We start from the raw sequence: 18,162 nt of genomic DNA on the forward strand, positions 1-18,162 counted from the left end.
GACCTTCAAAATTATCCATATATCAATGTTTTAAAGCTATAAGATACGGAAACTAAATGACTAACTCAATATTTTTATTAAACAATAAAATGGAAGCAATCCAATATGTGAAAATTAATGAAAAAACCAATACACTTAAGGTCAGTAAAAAATAATAATTTTTTAGACTTAAATATAGAGTACCCATTACAACGATAAGAGCACCAATTATATAACTATATTTTTTTAGTTTTGGATAATAACAATCTAAAGATAAATAACTATTCACAAATTTGGAAGAAAAATATACCATTAAGATATAGTTTAAAACCATTATAAAGTCTTTAAGCCCTTCACTAAGGTTATAAAAATTGAGCATTCCGTCCATTGTATAAATACCGAAACACATAAAACCTGAAAACAAAGAATAATATAGAAATGCAGCATCTTTAAATAATATATAATAAAAGAAATTATAGAGAATAATAAGAAAAGTAATGCCGTAATAAAAACAATTAAATATGAGTTGGTGTTTTTGATTTAACAAAGAGACTTCTTCTGTATTAAATTCAATTGGAAAAGTTGAATGAAGCTTTGGCTTAATTTTAATAAACACATCGTAATCTCTAAAAAAAGAATACGTTAAATATCTTTGATTTGGTAGTTTATCTATATGATAAAAACCTTGATACACAGTTGCTTCATTATACCTGTCGTAAGAAAACCTAAAAATATATTTTGTTTTTGTTTGGTAAGCCGGTATTTTAAACCAATATGTAGCGTTTGTATAACCTTCATTTATTTGATCTTTAAGCAAAACAAACTCTTTCTCCTTAACGTTTTTTAGAGTAAGAGTATTATCTACATCTTTATAAAAATAAATTTCATCTTGTGAAAAACTTACAATATGATAAAATAAAAATAAGATTATTAATTTATATCTCATTTAACGTTGCGTATATCGTTCTAAAATTTTACTTGTTCTAAAAAAATAAATTTATTGTTGCTGTTGTTGCTGCTGTTGTTGGTTTCTAGTTGAAAGATTAAAAGCAGTAGTTGCATGAATTGTTGTTGTATCAAAAACAGGTACAGAAATATCCTCTTGACAAATTAATAATGGAATCTCTGTACATCCTAAAACAATACCTTCCGCCCCACCTTTAATTAACCTCTTAACAATCTTTAAATACCTTTCTTTTGAAACTGGATTTATGTTACCAACAGAAAGTTCTTCATAAATTACATTATGAATTACTTCTCTTTCTTTAGCATTAGGAATCATTGCCTCTATACCAAACGAAGTTAAAACATCTATAAAAAAATCTTTTTCCATAGTATATTTTGTTCCGAGTAAAGCAACCTTTTTAATTTTCTTTTCAATAATATTTTTCGATGTTACTTCTGCAATATGAAGAACAGGAATATTGACTACTTTATTAACAGCATCTATACATAAATGCATCGTATTTGCACAAATTAAAATACAAGTTGCTCCAGATTTTTCTAAACTTTTTCCAGCATCTGCCATTAATTGATCTAACAAATCCCATCTTCCTTCTTTTTGAAGTTTAGATATTTGGCCAAAATCTAAAGAATTGATAATTACCTTTGCAGAATGAGGTTTCCCTAAATTGCTAGCATTCAATTCATTTAAAATTCTATAATATAAAATGGTAGATTCTGGTGTGATACCTCCAATTAAACCTATTTTTTTCACCCTTATAATTTAAGCTAATTATAATAACTTTATTCAACTTTACATATTAAAACCAAAAGAACTTAAAACAACTTAGTCTGATTTTCATCATCTATTTTTTTCTGCTCTGCTTTTTTTCTTGCTATCGATTTTTGCAATGCAATTTTTGCTTTCTCTTCAGCAGACAGTTCTTCTAAAATTGGTTTTTTAGTTTCCGGTACCGGAATATCAATAGGCAATTCATCTTCAACAACTTCCTCATCAACAACCTCTATATCATTAGATACTTCTTCTTCTGGTTCTTCAAAAGGTAAAGATGCTAATAAACTAACTTGTTTAATTTTATCGGTTGTTAACTGGTTTCCTTGCGCTTTTATTCCTTTTACAGCTATAAATTCTTCAAAATTGACTTCTTCATTTTCTAAACTTCTTTTAGAAAATTGAACTTCAGCAATTGGTCTATAATCCGTCGCAACAATTTCTAATTGACTTTTTACATGATCAGAAATAAATTCTTCTTCTTTTTCAGTTGTTTCAATTAAGAAACGTTTTACGTAATAACGCTCTTTTTCACCATCAAAATATATTGCAGAAATTGGCTTGTTAGGTTTCCATTTTTCTAAGACAATCATATCATCTTCAAAATGCATCGCTAAATTTGGTTTTACCGCTTTTGCTTTTCCACTTTGTGTAATAATTAATAACTTATCTTCTGCTCTAAATTCCCCTAACAACTCTCCTCTTTCATCAACATTTAAACGCTGCACAGTATCATCAAACCAAATTTTACGAGGTTTTAATGTAGAAACACCTTCAGATTTAAAATCTACAGATTTAATAGCATACTTTGTAATTCTATTACCTCTTACCGCTCTACCTTTTACAGCTAAATCGGCAAAATCTATATCCCATTTTAATTTTTTAACACTACCAGCTGCACGTAAATTAACCGTTACAACTTCTGCTTCTCCATTTGGGTTTGCACTAAAGTAATGTACAATAGATGCTTTATTTCCATTAGTTAAATCGTACTCTTTATCCCTAGTAACAGAGGTAACATTAAAACGCTTCATATAAGATGCTCCTCTAGCACCATCTCTATACATAAAATTATAAACCGTTCTTCTGTCTTTCTTTTTAAAGATAGCAACATGAATAATATCTTTACCCACAAAAGTTTTAGAACCTACTTTAGACACCATCATTCCCCCATCTTTTCTAAAGACAATAACATCATCAATATCAGAACAATCGGTTACAAACTCATCCCTTTTAAGAGAAGTTCCAATAAAACCTTCTTCTCTATTTACATAGAGTTTTGCATTATTCATTGCCACTTTAGAAGCCACAATATCATCAAAAATTCTAATTTCTGTTTTACGCTCTTTATCTTTTCCGTAAGTCTCTTTTAAACGTTTAAAGTAGTTTATTGCAAACTCTATTAAATTTGCTAAATGATTCTTAACTACAGCAATTTTCTCTTCTAAACCTTCTATAAACTGACGTGCTTTGTCAATATCAAACTTAGATATTTTCTTAATTCTAATTTCTGTTAAACGTGTAATATCATCTACAGTAATCGCACGTTTTAAATGTTTAATATGCGGTTTTAACCCCCTGTCTATCGCCTCAATTACACCATCCCAAGTTTCTTCTTCCTCTATGTCTCGGTAGATTCTGTTCTCAATAAAAATACGTTCTAAAGAAGAAAAATGCCATTGCTCCTCAAGTTCGTTTAACTGAATTTCTAATTCTTTTTTAAGCAACTCTACTGTTAAATCTGTAGAATGCTTTAACATTTCAGAAACACCTACAAAAACAGGTGTATTATTTTCTATAGTACATGCTAAAGGCGATATAGATGTTTCGCAACTTGTAAAAGCATACAATGCGTCAATCGACTTATCTGGCGATACATTTGGTGGTAAATGCACCAAAATTTCTACTTCCGCTGCTGTATTATCTTCAATTTTCTTTATCTTAATCTTCCCTTTATCATTGGCTTTTAAAATACTATCAATTAAAGTGGTGGTGGTCGTAGAAAACGGAATTTCAGTAATTACCAACGTCTTTTTATCAAGTTGGTGTATTTTAGCACGAACCCTAACTTTTCCTCCACGTTTACCATCATTATAATGAGTGAAATCTGCAATTCCCCCTGTTAAAAAATCAGGAACAATTTTAAAACTTCTCCCTTTTAAGTACTTTATAGAAGCGTCTATTAATTCAATAAAGTTATGTGGTAATATTTTAGTAGACAAACCAACCGCAATTCCCTCTGCTCCTTGCGCTAACAATAACGGAAATTTTACTGGTAAATCTATCGGCTCTTTTCTTCGTCCGTCATAAGACATTTTCCAAGCTGTAGTTTTTGGATTAAAAACAACATCCAAGGCAAATTTAGACAAACGCGCTTCAATATAACGAGAAGCGGCAGCTCTATCTCCTGTTAAGATATTTCCCCAGTTTCCTTGCATATCAATCAGCAATTCTTTCTGACCAATTTGCACCATAGCATCAGCAATAGAAGCATCACCATGTGGGTGATATTGCATGGTGTGACCAACAATATTCGCTACTTTATTGTAACGTCCATCATCTAAATCTTTCATAGAATGCATAATTCTACGCTGCACAGGTTTTAACCCGTCTTCTAATGACGGAACCGCTCTTTCTAAAATTACATAACTAGCATAATCTAAAAACCACTCCTTGTACATTCCTGTAACTTTAGTTATGGTTTCTACTGCTTCTGCAGAGTTTTCTAGAGAATCAGATTGATTTTCAGGATTCGTTAATTCTTCTTCGTGTTCGTTCTCGTTAATTTCTTCACTCATTTAAAAAAACGTTTATTCGTTTAAGAGTTTACTTATTTTATTTTTTTAGCGTTTTAACGGGCTTTTCGCTGTATCTTTTTGCAAAAAAAGCAAAAAGGATGTCGCTTCAATCCCTAACGCAGCGTACTTGCCAACTATATTTTTTAATCTTAATCTTTTTTAAAAACAATTTTGGTTCTTTCTTCTTGTCGTTGCGAAGAAAATTTTTCACTTTCTGTAGCAATCTTTATTTTACACATAAAATTACTTCGTTACTCGCAATGACATAAACACCAATTCTATATTTTTATCGTGATTATTCATTTTCTTTTTATTATCTAAACTTTAAAAAAAGTTTGTTTTAATAACTTCTTCAGACCTCAAAGGTTTTAAAAACCTTTGAGGTCTTTATTTATTTGGAAGAGCCAATTTGGCTCCTCTAATTAATTGTTTTTATTAAGCCATCTTTGAACAAATTCATCATGACGTTTATACCATTGTGTTGAGATAGCATAAATGTAATTTTAGATTCAATGTTATACTTATATGTCCAACGATTTAATCCATTTCTTTTAATTAATTCGTTCTTGCTATCTATTGAATCCTTTTTATGATACTTAACAAGTAAACTAAAACTTAAATTAAAAAGTTCTTTACTATATTCTTTATTGCAAAATTCATCTAATTCATTCTCATTAAAATTACGTAAAACATCCGAAATTTTTCTTTGAATGTCGGTATTGGTATAAACTCTTCTTACTTCTGATATTTCTTTATTCATTATGGTTTCATTTATTTCCAGCATCCTAAACTAATCAAAGTCCTTTCCTTCGGAAAAGATTTAAGATAGACTCTCTTCATCCTCTATAGTATCCAATTCAACCTTTAAATTCTCAATAATAAACTTCTGTCTATCTGGAGTATTTTTCCCCATATAAAACTCTAGCATTTGCTCAATAGACATTTCTTTGTCTAACATTACAGGATCTAAACGAATATCATTTCCTATAAAATGAACAAATTCGTTTGGCGAAATCTCACCTAAACCTTTAAATCGAGTTATTTCTGGTTTTCCTCTCAACTTTGCAATAGCATCTCTTTTTTCTTCATCAGAATAACAATAAAAAGTTTCCTTTTTATTACGTACTCTAAACAACGGAGTTTCTAAAATATACAAATGCCCTTCTTTTATCAATTCAGGGAAAAATTGCAAGAAAAATGTAATCAATAACAAACGAATATGCATACCATCTACATCGGCATCCGTTGCAATTACAATATTATTATAACGTAAATCTTCTAAACCATCTTCTATATTTAAAGCGGCTTGTAAAAGGTTAAACTCTTCATTTTCGTACACAATTTTCTTACTTAATCCGTAAGAGTTTAAAGGCTTTCCTTTTAAACTAAAAACTGCTTGTGTATTTACATTTCTAGATTTAGTAATAGAACCAGATGCAGAATCTCCCTCAGTAATAAAAAGTGTCGATTCTAGATAGGCCTCTTTTTTTGTATCACCTAAATGAACTCTGCAATCACGTAATTTTTTATTGTGTAAACTAGATTTCTTAGCTCTGTCTTTTGCTAGCTTTCTAATTCCTGAAAGTTCTTTTCTTTCTTTTTCTGCCTGAACAATTTTTCTGTGTAACGCATCTGCAACATCTGTATTTCTATGCAGGTAATTATCTAATTTTGTTTTTAAGAAATCATTTATGTAGGTTCTTACAGTTGGTAAATCGCCTCCCATATCTGTAGAACCTAATTTTGTTTTTGTCTGACTCTCAAAAACAGGTTCCATTACCTTTATGGCAACTGCAGAAATAATAGATTTACGAATATCCGAAGCTTCAAAAGCTTTTCCGTAAAATTCTCTAATTGTTTTTACAATTGCTTCTCTAAATGCAGATTGATGCGTTCCTCCTTGTGTGGTATGTTGCCCATTTACAAAAGAATGATATTCTTCTGAATATTGCGTTTTACTATGCGTAATGGCAACTTCTATATCATCACCTTTTAAGTGAATTATTGGATACAACATATCTTCTACATTGTTATTATCTTCCAATAAATCTTTCAGTCCGTTTTCTGAAATAAATTTTTCGCCGTTAAAAATTATGGTTAAACCGGGGTTTAAATACACATAATATTTTAACATTTTTGCTACATACTCATTCCTAAACTTGTATTTCTTAAAAATTTCTTCATCCGGTATAAAAGAAACTTTGGTTCCCTTTCTTCTTGATGATTCTTCTAAAAACTCTTCATTTTCTAAATTTCCTTGGCTAAATTCTGCCGAAGCAGATTTTCCTTCACGAGAAGATTCTACCCTAAAAAATGATGAAAGTGCATTTACAGCCTTTGTACCAACTCCATTTAAACCTACCGATTTTTTAAACGCTTTAGAGTCGTATTTACCACCAGTATTCATCTTAGAAACTACGTCAACTACTTTCCCTAAAGGAATTCCACGTCCGTAATCTCTAACAATAACTTTGCTTCCATGAATAGAGATTTCAATGGTTTTTCCGGCGCCCATAACATACTCATCTATAGAGTTGTCTAAAACTTCTTTTACAAGAATGTAAATTCCATCGTCTGCAGAAGACCCATCGCCCAATTTACCAATGTACATTCCGGGACGCATTCTTATATGCTCTTTCCAGTCTAAAGACCTGATATTATCTTCGGTATATTTTGTTTCTTGACTCATGAAATATGTTACTATTGTTAGGTTTGAAGCCTTGCTAAAATAGCATTAAACAAGCTAAAATAAAAGGGTTCAGACAATTAGTTATCAACATGATTTTAACGCTTTTTTTCTCTAAATCTCATCAACTTATAAAAAATAAAATCTAAAAAAATTAAGGTAAAAATCATCAAATTTAACTGTAAGTCAAAAATACAAATTCCGCATAAAAATCACAAAAAAAAACAATATGTTATATTTTTAAACAAGTCATTATTTACTGAACAATTTTATTACTTTTGACGTCTGATATAAAATAAAACAAAGTGAAAAACGCACAATTAATTAAGTTAGCAAATACATACGGAAGTCCGTTATATGTTTACGATACAGATAAAATAGAATCTCAATACAACAGACTAACAAATGCTTTTAGTAGTGTTAAAAGTTTAAAGTTAAATTATGCTGTAAAAGCACTTTCTAATATTAATATATTAAAGTTCTTTAAAGACTTAGGTTCTGGTTTAGATACTGTTTCTTTTCAAGAAGTACAACTGTGTTTAACAACAGGAATTGAGCCTCACGATATTATTTACACGCCAAATGGTGTTTCTTTATCTGAAATTGAACAAGTTGCTAAATTGGGTGTTCAAATTAATATTGATAACCTTTCTATTTTAGAGCAATTCGGACAAAAACATCCAGATATTCCTGTTTGTGTGCGTATCAACCCACATATTATGGCAGGTGGAAATTCTAAAATTTCTGTGGGTCATATCGATTCTAAATTCGGAATTTCTATTCACCAAGTACCTCATATAAAACGTGTGGTAGAAAATACTGGGATGAATATCAACGGAATTCACATGCATACTGGTTCTGATATTTTAGATATCGATACTTTTTTACGTGCCTCTGATATTTTATTTGATGTAGCTAAACAATTCGAAAACATCGATTTTATCGATTTTGGAAGTGGATTTAAAGTTCCTTATAAAGAAGGAGATATTTCTACAGATATAGAGCAATTAGGCTTGCAATTATCAGAAAGATTCAATGAATTTTGTGCAGATTATGGTAAAGACATTACTTTAATGTTTGAACCTGGTAAATTCTTAGTTTCAGAAGCAGGTTCTTTTTTAGCGAAAGTAAATGTTGTTAAACAGACAACTTCTACGGTTTTTGCACATGTAGATTCTGGTTTCAATCACTTAGTAAGACCAATGATGTACGATTCTTACCACCATATTACCAACATTTCTAACCCAAAAGGAAGAGATCGTTATTATTCGGTAGTAGGTTATATTTGTGAAACGGATACATTTGCATCAAATAGAAGAATTGCAGAGATTTCAGAAGAAGATGTTTTATGTTTCCACAACGCAGGTGCATATTGTTTTTCAATGGCGTCTAACTACAACTCTCGCTACATTCCTGCAGAAGTTATGGTGCATAAAGGAAAAGATTACCTTATTAGAAAAAGACAAACAATTCAAGATATTTTACACAACCAAGTTGTAGTAGATTTTTCTAAAACAGAAAAAGTAGAAGCTTAAGAAAAGCTTTTAAACAAGTTATAAATCCATCAGAAAATATATTTTTTGGTGGATTTTTTTATTAAATTTACCTTATACAATTAAAACAAGTTTAAAATGAAAATATTAGGAATTGGAAGTAATTACATTACTGACTTAAAAGACATTTCAGAAAAAAAGAATGCAAAAAAGTTTATCTTTTCTAAGCCAGAAAGTAGTTTAGCTGTTAATTGTGATGTGGAGTACCCAAGTAGCATTACAAACGAGTTAATTTACGAAGTAGAATTGGTTGTTAAAATAGGTAAAGAAGGAAAAAACATTTCTAAAGAAACTGCAAATTCTTACATTTCTGAAATTGCTGTTGGTATTGATTATACCGCTACAGATATTTTAAAAGACGCTAGAGAAACTAAACATCCTTGGGATTTTGCGAAAGGTTTTGATGGTGCTGCTCCTATTTCTAGTTTTAAACCGGTTTCTGATTATAATTTAGGTGATATTGATTTCGATTTAAAAATAAACGGAGAAGAGAAGCAAAAAAGTAATACAGCGTATATGATTCATGATTTTGCTGATATTATTGTGTTTATTTCTAAATACATGACGTTACAGCCAGGAGATTTAATTTTTACAGGAACTCCTGCCCTAGGAAAAGGAGAAATTTTTAAAGGAGATCAATTACAATGTTCTGTAAACGGAGAATTGTTGTTAGATTTTAAAATGATATAAATACAAATAGTATTCAAAATTAATAAAACACCTTTTTTAGACATCTATAAAAAAGGTGTTTTATTTTTTGATATAAGTATGTTGAAAGATGTAAACGAGATTTAAAACACAAAAATACTTACCTAGAATACTAAATATTAAAATTAGTGTTTGATTAAAAAAGTTGAATCTCCACTCCTACTATTAGTTTACTAAAAATCGCAAATTCAAGATATAACTACACTCCTCATAACATAACAAAAACCATGAATTTCATTAAAAAAATTTTTAAAGGAAAAAAAAGTGGAGCCTTTTTTAATGCAACTGATTATGAAATGAATAACTTTTTATGCGGAATTGGAAAATCAGAAATTAGAGAACATAAAATTTCTATTTCCGAATATCCTTTTCAACCTTCAATTGCTTATCCTAACAAATTAATAAGTGCTAACGAAATCAATTTTATAAGTACAGAGTTTGGAGTTTGTAGAATTTATACCGATAACGATATTGTTTTTATAACATCAGAACAAAAATCAGCACTTCTAAGTTTTGCGAAAACTAATAACATAAAAATTAAAAAACATAGCTGGAATTGGGATTGGATTCTAGAACCTTATCTTGATACTGAATTGACAACTGAAGAGGAAAAAAGAATTGAAAAGAACTTAAACGGAGTTGGAATTGATAAAATAGAAATCCAAAAAATTCGTGACGAAGTTGGCAAACAAATGTATAAATACAACTTCGACACCATGCTTTGGGAGTGGTGCAGTTTAGGTTTATACGATGTTTTAGCTGCAATGCGAGTAAAATATGACAAAGTTCAATTTGAGAGTTTTTATAAAAAGGCAATTGAAATTGACAAACGCGAATAAAACATAATTCTTAAGTAGTATAAGTTACTCTATAATCCATATAGAAAAAACTAGAAGAACATAGGTCTACAAATAATGCCATTAAAAAAACTTAAGTCAGATTAATAAATAATAAAAAAGAGTAAACTTTATTTTCGGTTTTACTTAAATTTACATTTCTTTTAAAACCTCTTTAAATGCAATTAAAACGTTCCACTTTACAAGATATTCCTGCAATAATGACAATTATAGATGATGCCAAAGAACTCTTAGCATCCTTACATATTGATCAATGGCAAAACGGATATCCGAATGCTGAGCAAGTAGAAAATGACATCAAAAATAATGAAAGTTATGTTGTTGTAAATGATGACAATATTGTTATGGCAACCTCTATGTTTACATTCAAAAAAGAACCAACTTACAAAGAAGTTATAGACGGAAATTGGTTGGTAGATGAAGATAAAGTGTACGGAGTAATCCATAGAATGGCAATTAAAAAAAAGTTTAGAAAATTAGGTCTGGCAACATTTCTTTTCAATGAATTTCATCAACAATTAAAAGATCAAAAAATAGAAAGTTTAAAGATTGATACGCATGAAGACAACCTCGGAATGCAATCTTTAATAAAGAAATTGGGTTATACTTATTGCGGAATTATTTACACAAGCTACAATGCAAAAAGATTGGCTTTTGAGAAAGTGATTTCTTAAAATAAAACCTTTATCCGTTCGAGTACATTCGAGAACTATTTTAACCTTTCTACTGTGCTCAAGAATACAAAAATCTACTATATTTACAACCTCATAAATTCGACTTTATGAGGTTCTTTTTTCTGATCAAATTCATATAAAAAATGCAGTTACTTTCATATATAATTCAACAAACACAACTTTCTTCTAAATCTGTAGAAAACACTATTTCATTGTTAAATGAAGATGCTACAATTCCTTTTATCAGTAGGTATAGAAAGGAAAGGACAGGTAATTTAGATGAAGTTCAAATTGGTGATATTGTCAAGTTTAAAGAAACTTTTGAAGCCTTAGAAAAGCGTAAAAAAGCAATTTTAAAAACCTTAGAAGAACAAAATGTTTTATCAGCAGAATTAACACAAAAAGTAACTACTTCTAAAGATTTAATTGCTTTAGAAGATTTGTATTTACCTTTTAAGAAAAAGCGAAAAACCAAAGCAGAAACTGCTCGTTTACAAGGCTTAGAACCACTGGCAAAAATGATGATGAGTCAGCGTGTAAACGACTTAGAACATACCGCTTCTAAATACACGTCCAAGGAAGTTGTAACTATTGATGATGCATTAGAAGGTGCACGATTCATTATTGCAGAATGGATTAATGAGCGCACAGATATCAGAAATAATATTAGACGAGAATTAGAACGTTATGCTACAATTACATCTAAAGTAATAAAAACAAAGTCTGAAGATGAAAAAGCTCAAAAATTTAAAGATTACTTTGATTGGAGCGAATCTTTAAGCAGAATTCCATCTCATCGATTTTTAGCAATTTTAAGAGCCGAAAATGAAGGATTTATCCGTGTTAAAATAGAAATTGATACAGAAAGAGCCCTTCAAAAAATGGAAGAACGAATTATTCGTACGCAAAACGAATGCACTCCACAAATAGAACTCGCTATAAAAGATGCTTATAAACGCTTATTGTATCCATCTTTATCTAACGAAAGATTATCATTAGCAAAAGAAAAAGCAGATGAAGATGCTATAACCGTATTTTCTAAAAACTTAAAACAATTGCTTTTAGGTGCTCCTTTGGGTGAAAAAAGAATCTTAGCAATCGATCCTGGTTTTAGATCTGGTTGTAAAATTGCCTGTCTAAATGAGCAAGGAGATTTAGAACATAACGAAACTATTTTTCCGCATGCACCACAAAATCAAACCATAGAAGCTATCAAAAAAATAAGCTCTTTAGCAGAAGCGCATAAAATTGAAGCCATTGCTATTGGTAACGGTACTGCATCAAGAGAAACCGAGCAATTGGTTAAAAAAATTGAGTTTAAACACCCGGTTGATGTATTTGTAGTGAGTGAAGCTGGTGCGTCTATTTATTCGGCTTCTAAAATTGCAAGAGATGAATTTCCAAATTATGATGTTACCGTTCGTGGTTCTGTTTCCATCGGAAGACGTTTACAAGATCCTTTAGCAGAATTGGTAAAAATTGATGCAAAATCGATTGGAGTTGGCCAATATCAGCATGATGTAGATCAAACAAAACTAAAAAAATCTCTTGATACTACCGTAGAAAGTTGTGTAAATACCATTGGTGTAAACATTAATACGGCAAGTGAATCTTTGTTGAGTTATGTTTCTGGAATTGGACCAAAATTGGCAGAAAACATTGTGAATTATAGAAATGAAAATGGTTCTTTTACCTCTAGAAATACCATTAAAAAAGTACCTCGTTTAGGCGGAAAAGCATACGAACAAGCTGCTGGTTTTTTACGAATTAAAAAAGGAAAAAATCCGTTAGATGATTCCGGCGTGCATCCAGAAAGTTATGTTTTGGTTGATAAAATGGCCAAAGATAATAACATAAAAGTTTCTGAATTTATTGGTAACAAAGAATTGATTCAAAAAATAAACCTAAAAAACTATATTACAGAAACTATTGGCCTACCTACTCTAGAAGATATTATTAAAGAATTAGAAAAACCAGGTTTAGACCCAAGAGCCAAAGCAAAAGTATTTTCTTTTGATAAAAACATTAAAACGATTGCCGACTTAAGAGTCGGACAATTATTACCCGGAATTGTAAATAACATTACCAATTTTGGATGTTTTGTAGACGTTGGAATCAAAGAAAGTGGCTTAATTCATGTTTCTAATTTGTCAGATACTTTTGTAAAAGATGTAAGTGCAATTGTAAATCTTCAACAACAAATTATTGCAAAAGTAATAGAGGTAGATGTAGTTAGAAAACGAATTCAATTGGCTTTGGTGAAGTAAAATAATAATTCCTTATCTTTATAAAATGAGCAATAAAATAGAAAAAAATGATCTTTGGGATGACTTAACAGATTCTCAAAAGGATGAGATACAACAAGAAGTTAATGAATCTAACAAAAAGAAAAAAACAACTTGGGAGGATGTTAAAAAAGAACTTTCAAAATTGAAGTAATATATATATTAACTTTTAGAAAATAAAAAAATTAATATTCCATAAACAATTACTAATTTCAGACCCTTCAGGTTTTAAAAACCTGAAGGGTCTTATTTTTATTAACAATCACAAAAGATTGTCATTAAATTTGTAATAATTCCTTAATTTCGAGCTCACAAAAATAATCAATGAAAGTCTGTATTGCCGAAAAACCATCTGTAGCAAGAGAAATAGCTAGTATACTGGGAGCCAACACAAAACGTGATGGTTACTACGAAGGAAATGGTTATGCTGTAACCTATACATTCGGTCATTTATGTACACTTTTAGAACCTAAAGACTATAAACCGCATTGGAAAAGTTGGGATTTGAATAATTTACCAATGTTACCTGAACGTTTTGATACCAAAGTTACGGGCGATGCAGGTATTAAAAAGCAATTCAATATTGTAAAATCTTTATTTGAAAAAGCAGATGTTGTCATTAATTGTGGGGATGCTGGAACAGAAGGTGAATTGATTCAGCGTTGGGTAATTAATCAATGTGGTTACAAAGGAGAAGTACAGCGATTATGGATTTCTTCTCTTACAGAGGAAGCTATTAAAGAAGGTTTTAAAAACTTAAAACCAGCAGAAAAATACGACAATTTATATTACGCAGGATATTCTAGAGCAATCGGAGATTGGCTTTTAGGTTTAAATGCAACTCGTTTATACACTGTAAAGTTTGGTGGTTTTAAACAAGTATTATCGGTGGGTAGAGTGCAAACTCCTACCCTAGCCATGTTGGTAAATCGTTATTTTGAAATTGAAAATTTTAAACCGCAACCGTATTGGGAATTACAAACAACCTATAGAAATACACTTTTTAATTACGAAGACGGTCGATTTTTAAAACAAGAAGATGGAGAAGTTTTAGCCAATAAAGTTAAGGAATCTGATTTTGAAATTGTTTCTGTAACCAAAAAGAAAGGAAAAGAATACGCTCCTAAACTTTTTGATTTAACAGGATTACAAGTATATTGTAATAATAAATTTGGATTTTCTGCGGATGAAACTTTAAAAATGGTTCAGAAACTGTATGAGATGAAAGTGGTGACCTATCCAAGAGTTGATACTACTTTTTTACCAAATGATGTATATCCTAAAATTGGCGGAATTTTATCTAAATTAACCAATTATAGCGAATTAACACAACCTCTTTTAGGTAGTAAAATAAAGAAATCGAAACGTGTTTTTGATGATAAAAAAGTAACAGATCACCACGCGATTATTCCTACCGGAATTCAGGGGAATTTACAATATAACCAACAACAGGTGTACGATATTATTACCCGTAGATTTATTGGTGTTTTTTATCCAGATTCTGATGTTTCTAACACTTCAGTAATCGGTAAAGCAGCGGAAGTCCCTTTTAAAACAACCGGAAAAGAAATTTTAACCAAAGGTTGGCGTGTAGCTTTTGAAACAGAAGAAAGCAGAATTAAGAAAGAATTAAACGAGCAAATGACCTTGCCTTCATTTGTAAAAGGTGAAAAAGGTCCACATGAACCTTCGTTTTTAGAAAAGGAAACAAAACCACCAAGAAATTTTACAGAAGCAAGTTTATTACGCGCCATGGAAACTGCGGGTAAGCAAGTAGATGATGAAAATTTACGTGAATTAATGAAAGAAAACGGAATTGGAAGACCTTCTACAAGAGCAAGTATTATAGAGACTTTATTCCGAAGAAAATATATTGAACGTAAGAAAAAACTAGTTTTACCAACACAAACAGGAATTGATTTAATTAATATTATTGACAACGAACTATTAAAATCTGCGGAGTTAACAGGACGTTGGGAAAAACGTTTAAAAGAAATTGAACGAGGAGAATTCAATGCAGGAACTTTCATTAATAACATGAAAAAAATGGTAGATCAATTGGTCTATGAGGTCCGTTCTAACACTACTAAAAAACGAATTACTTCTAACGTTACTGTCAGTTCGAATGCAGTTGAGAGTTCTTCTAAATCAAAAACTAAAAAATCAACAAAAAAACAAGTGGCAGGAAAAACTTGCCCGAAATGTAAAAAAGGACAACTCTTAAAAGGTTCTTCTGCCTTTGGGTGTTCTGAATATAAAAACAATTGCGATTTAAAAATTCCGTTTGAAATTTACGGAAAAAAGGTTTCAGAAAATCAATTAATAAGATTGGTTGATAAAGGTTGTACTACCAATTTAAAAGGTTTTAAAACAGATGCAGGTTCAGTTGAAGGTTTAATTAGATTTGATGATGATTTTAAATTGAAATTAGAACCTAAACAAAAAGTAGTCTCTTCTAACTCTGTCGAAAAGAGTTCGGATAAAATTACTTGCCCAAAATGTAAACAAGGAACTATCTTAAAAGGAAAAACAGCCTATGGTTGTTCTAATTATAAAAATGGATGTGATTTCGTCTTCACCTTTGAAAACATCAAAAAAATAGCCAATGGAAAACCATTGACTAAAGATTTGGTGATAAAAATTATAAGTGCTTAAGATTTTAACGATTTGTCATTTCGAAATGAGCATTTTTTAAGCGATTCAGAAATCTCATATTCAGCTTAATATATTATGAATTCTTAATACTTCAGAATGACAAACTGTATGTTTTATATCGTAATTAAAATAAACACTCAACTGTCATTTCGAAATGAGCTTTTTTAAGCGATTGAGAAATCTCACATGCCTTTTACACAAACAGTAAATAAAAACACTATTTACTCAGCATACATTTTATCAATAAGTGCTTTGTATTTTTTATAAATTACTTTACGTTTTAGTTTTAAAGTAGCCGTAATTTCTCCAGCTTCAATACTAAATTCTTTTGGTAATAAGGTGAATTTCTTAATTTTCTCAAACTTAGAAAACTCTTTTTGCAGTTCTTCAAAACGTTTTTCTAACATCGTTTTAATTTGATTGTTAGCAATCAAATCTTCAATATCTTTAAAACTAATTTTATGCTCTTCTGCATATTTTTTAATATTCTCAAAACTAGGTACAGCCAAAGCTGTAACATACTTTTGTTGATCTCCTATCACAGCAATTTGCTCAATAAAAGAATCACTTACTAAAGCCATTTCAAGTTTTTGAGGTGCAATATATTTACCTCCAGAAGTTTTCATTAAATCTTTAATTCTATCAGTAATTACCAAATTTCCTAATTCGTCAATTTTTCCTGCATCACCGGTTTTAAACCAACCATTATCAAAAACTTCAGCAGTAGCTTCAGCTTTTTTATAATATCCTTTCATAACACCAGGACCTTTTACTAAAACTTCATCATTAGCGCCAATTTTAATTTCGGTTCCAGAAATTGGTTTACCTGCAGAATTAAATTCAAAAAACTGATTTCCGAATAATGTAACTGTAGCTGTTGTTTCCGTTAAACCATATCCACATTTTATATTTAATGCAAAAGAATGAAAAAACGAAACCATATCTGGTACTAAAGGTGCACCTCCACAAGGCATAAATTTTATATTTCCACCAAAGACATCACGTAATTTACTAAGCACCAATTTATCTGCTATTTTGTGCTTTAGCTTTAACATTAAGGGTACTTTTTTATCAAAACGGCGATAGGTATTGTGGTATTTGTTCCCTACTCCTAATGCCCAACTTGCTAATTTCATTTTAGTTGGTGAAGCTTCTTTTCTTTTTTCTTGAATAGCCGCAAAAATTTTCTCAAAGATTCTAGGAACCGTGCACATTAATGTTGGCTTTACTTCTTTTAAAACATCTGCTATTTTTTTAGGATCTTGATTAAAATACACCTGAATTCCTTGTTGTAGACAGAAAAACACCCAACTACGTTCATAAATATGACTTAGTGGTAAAAAACTTAAAGAAACATCATTTTCATCTACATCTAACTCTGCTTCATGTGCTTTTAATGAGGATGCAAAATTATTATGATCTAACATTACACCTTTTGGTTCTCCTGTTGTACCAGAAGTGTAAATAATACTTGCTAAATCATCTAATTTAGAATCTGAATGACGCTTTTCTAATTCAGTTTCAATGCTTTTTGGAAATTCTGCATTTATAAAATCAGTAAAATAAACCGCGTTTTTATGACCTCTTAAATCTACAGTACTAGTTAAGGCTACTATTAATTTTAGATATTTATTATTTTCAGATATTAATTCTACTTTATCAAATTCTTCTTGATCACCAACAAACAACACACTAATTTCTGCATCGTTTACAACGTATTCTACTTCCTTTTGAGAGTTCGTTGCGTAAATAGGAATGGTTACGGCTCTTACTCCCATAATCCCTAAATCTGCCATAATCCACTCTGTCATATTTTGAGCAAAAACACCAATATTGTCTTGTTCTTTAATTCCGAAATTGATTAAAGCTTTAGAAACTTGTTGAATTTGAAAATAAAAAGAATCCCAAGAAATACCTTTCCAATTTTGTGAAGCTTCATCTTTATAAAAAACAGCTTCTTTAGTTGTAAATCGACTAGTGTTATCTTTAATTACTTTTAGTAAATGTTTATAATTCATCTTTCGATTATTTTTAATAATAAGGATTTTATAACCACCAAATTTACGAATATTTCAATGACTTGTACATATATTAATGTTAATGAAATACAAAACCAGTTTATAATTACATTTTTTTTTATGAAATTTTACAGATTAAAAATTAATATTTTCCTTTTTAAACTTTTTATTATATTTTTAACAATAACTAATGTTAAAAGCTATAGCTGTTTCC

The 18,162-nt window shown here is 30.1% G+C and carries 13 protein-coding genes; 7 read left to right on the forward strand and 6 right to left on the reverse strand.

Annotated features, from left to right (window positions below; genetic code table 11):
• Window positions 1-52 precede the first annotated feature (52 nt).
• The 5 genes from GQS57_RS12460 to GQS57_RS12480 all read right to left on the reverse strand — a co-directional run bounded on the left by GQS57_RS12460 (window position 53) and on the right by GQS57_RS12480 (window position 7,201).
• Window positions 53-925 (reverse strand): 7TM diverse intracellular signaling domain-containing protein, encoded by an 873-nt coding sequence (locus GQS57_RS12460; protein ID WP_165733186.1) that lies wholly within the window; start codon window positions 923-925, stop codon window positions 53-55.
• Between the two features lie 51 nt (window positions 926-976).
• Window positions 977-1,696 (reverse strand): aspartate/glutamate racemase family protein, encoded by a 720-nt coding sequence (locus tag GQS57_RS12465; protein ID WP_165733187.1) that lies wholly within the window; start codon window positions 1,694-1,696, stop codon window positions 977-979.
• A gap of 62 nt (window positions 1,697-1,758) precedes the next feature.
• Window positions 1,759-4,512, reverse strand: coding sequence for a DNA gyrase/topoisomerase IV subunit A (locus GQS57_RS12470; RefSeq protein WP_165733188.1), 2,754 nt, complete (start codon window positions 4,510-4,512; stop codon window positions 1,759-1,761).
• Window positions 4,513-4,930: 418 nt separating this feature from the next.
• A complete protein-coding gene (locus GQS57_RS12475) occupies window positions 4,931-5,272 on the reverse strand; it encodes a hypothetical protein (protein WP_165733189.1) in 342 nt (113 codons plus the stop codon).
• Window positions 5,273-5,332: 60 nt separating this feature from the next.
• Window positions 5,333-7,201, reverse strand: coding sequence for a DNA topoisomerase IV subunit B (locus GQS57_RS12480; RefSeq protein ID WP_165733190.1), 1,869 nt, complete (start codon window positions 7,199-7,201; stop codon window positions 5,333-5,335).
• A 302-nt stretch (window positions 7,202-7,503) separates the two neighbouring features.
• Here GQS57_RS12480 and lysA point away from each other — a divergent pair, with 302 nt between their 5' ends.
• From lysA to GQS57_RS12515, 7 genes are all read left to right on the forward strand, one after another.
• Window positions 7,504-8,733, forward strand: coding sequence for a diaminopimelate decarboxylase (lysA, locus tag GQS57_RS12485; protein WP_165733191.1), 1,230 nt, complete (start codon window positions 7,504-7,506; stop codon window positions 8,731-8,733).
• A gap of 96 nt (window positions 8,734-8,829) precedes the next feature.
• On the forward strand, window positions 8,830-9,441 hold the full coding sequence (locus GQS57_RS12490; protein ID WP_165733192.1) for a fumarylacetoacetate hydrolase family protein: 612 nt from the start codon (window positions 8,830-8,832) through the stop codon (window positions 9,439-9,441).
• Window positions 9,442-9,686: 245 nt separating this feature from the next.
• Window positions 9,687-10,298: a hypothetical protein gene (locus tag GQS57_RS12495; RefSeq protein ID WP_165733193.1), complete on the forward strand. Its 612-nt coding sequence runs from the start codon at window positions 9,687-9,689 to the stop codon at window positions 10,296-10,298.
• A 176-nt stretch (window positions 10,299-10,474) separates the two neighbouring features.
• A complete protein-coding gene (locus GQS57_RS12500) occupies window positions 10,475-10,990 on the forward strand; it encodes a GNAT family N-acetyltransferase (protein ID WP_165733194.1) in 516 nt (171 codons plus the stop codon).
• A 143-nt stretch (window positions 10,991-11,133) separates the two neighbouring features.
• A complete protein-coding gene (locus tag GQS57_RS12505; RefSeq protein WP_165733195.1) occupies window positions 11,134-13,257 on the forward strand; it encodes a Tex family protein in 2,124 nt (707 codons plus the stop codon).
• A gap of 25 nt (window positions 13,258-13,282) precedes the next feature.
• A complete protein-coding gene (locus GQS57_RS12510) occupies window positions 13,283-13,429 on the forward strand; it encodes a hypothetical protein (RefSeq protein WP_165733196.1) in 147 nt (48 codons plus the stop codon).
• A 170-nt stretch (window positions 13,430-13,599) separates the two neighbouring features.
• Window positions 13,600-15,930 carry a type IA DNA topoisomerase gene (locus GQS57_RS12515; RefSeq protein WP_165733197.1) on the forward strand — a complete coding sequence of 777 codons (2,331 nt, stop codon included), beginning with the start codon at window positions 13,600-13,602 and terminating at the stop codon, window positions 15,928-15,930.
• Between the two features lie 221 nt (window positions 15,931-16,151).
• Here the strand turns inward: GQS57_RS12515 and GQS57_RS12520 are convergent, their stop codons facing one another.
• Window positions 16,152-17,948, reverse strand: a complete 1,797-nt coding sequence (locus GQS57_RS12520; RefSeq protein WP_165733198.1) for a long-chain fatty acid--CoA ligase — start codon at window positions 17,946-17,948, stop codon at window positions 16,152-16,154.
• Between the last annotated feature and the right edge of the window lie 214 nt (window positions 17,949-18,162).

Source organism: Polaribacter sp. 20A6 (assembly GCF_011378915.1).
In the GTDB taxonomy this organism is placed as follows: Bacteria; Bacteroidota; Bacteroidia; order Flavobacteriales; family Flavobacteriaceae; genus Polaribacter; species Polaribacter sejongensis.

What these genes read in the sequence shown, in the direction of transcription:
- GQS57_RS12460 (WP_165733186.1), bottom strand. Translation starts at nt 925, where the DNA reads ATGAGATATAAATTAATAATCTTATTTTTATTTTATCATATTGTAAGT.
- GQS57_RS12470 (WP_165733188.1), bottom strand. Translation starts at nt 4,512, where the DNA reads ATGAGTGAAGAAATTAACGAGAACGAACACGAAGAAGAATTAACGAAT.
- GQS57_RS12475 (WP_165733189.1), bottom strand. Translation starts at nt 5,272, where the DNA reads ATGAATAAAGAAATATCAGAAGTAAGAAGAGTTTATACCAATACCGAC.
- GQS57_RS12480 (WP_165733190.1), bottom strand. Translation starts at nt 7,201, where the DNA reads ATGAGTCAAGAAACAAAATATACCGAAGATAATATCAGGTCTTTAGAC.
- GQS57_RS12490 (WP_165733192.1), top strand. Translation starts at nt 8,830, where the DNA reads ATGAAAATATTAGGAATTGGAAGTAATTACATTACTGACTTAAAAGAC.
- GQS57_RS12495 (WP_165733193.1), top strand. Translation starts at nt 9,687, where the DNA reads ATGAATTTCATTAAAAAAATTTTTAAAGGAAAAAAAAGTGGAGCCTTT.
- GQS57_RS12500 (WP_165733194.1), top strand. Translation starts at nt 10,475, where the DNA reads ATGCAATTAAAACGTTCCACTTTACAAGATATTCCTGCAATAATGACA.
- GQS57_RS12505 (WP_165733195.1), top strand. Translation starts at nt 11,134, where the DNA reads ATGCAGTTACTTTCATATATAATTCAACAAACACAACTTTCTTCTAAA.
- GQS57_RS12510 (WP_165733196.1), top strand. Translation starts at nt 13,283, where the DNA reads ATGAGCAATAAAATAGAAAAAAATGATCTTTGGGATGACTTAACAGAT.
- GQS57_RS12515 (WP_165733197.1), top strand. Translation starts at nt 13,600, where the DNA reads ATGAAAGTCTGTATTGCCGAAAAACCATCTGTAGCAAGAGAAATAGCT.
- GQS57_RS12520 (WP_165733198.1), bottom strand. Translation starts at nt 17,948, where the DNA reads ATGAATTATAAACATTTACTAAAAGTAATTAAAGATAACACTAGTCGA.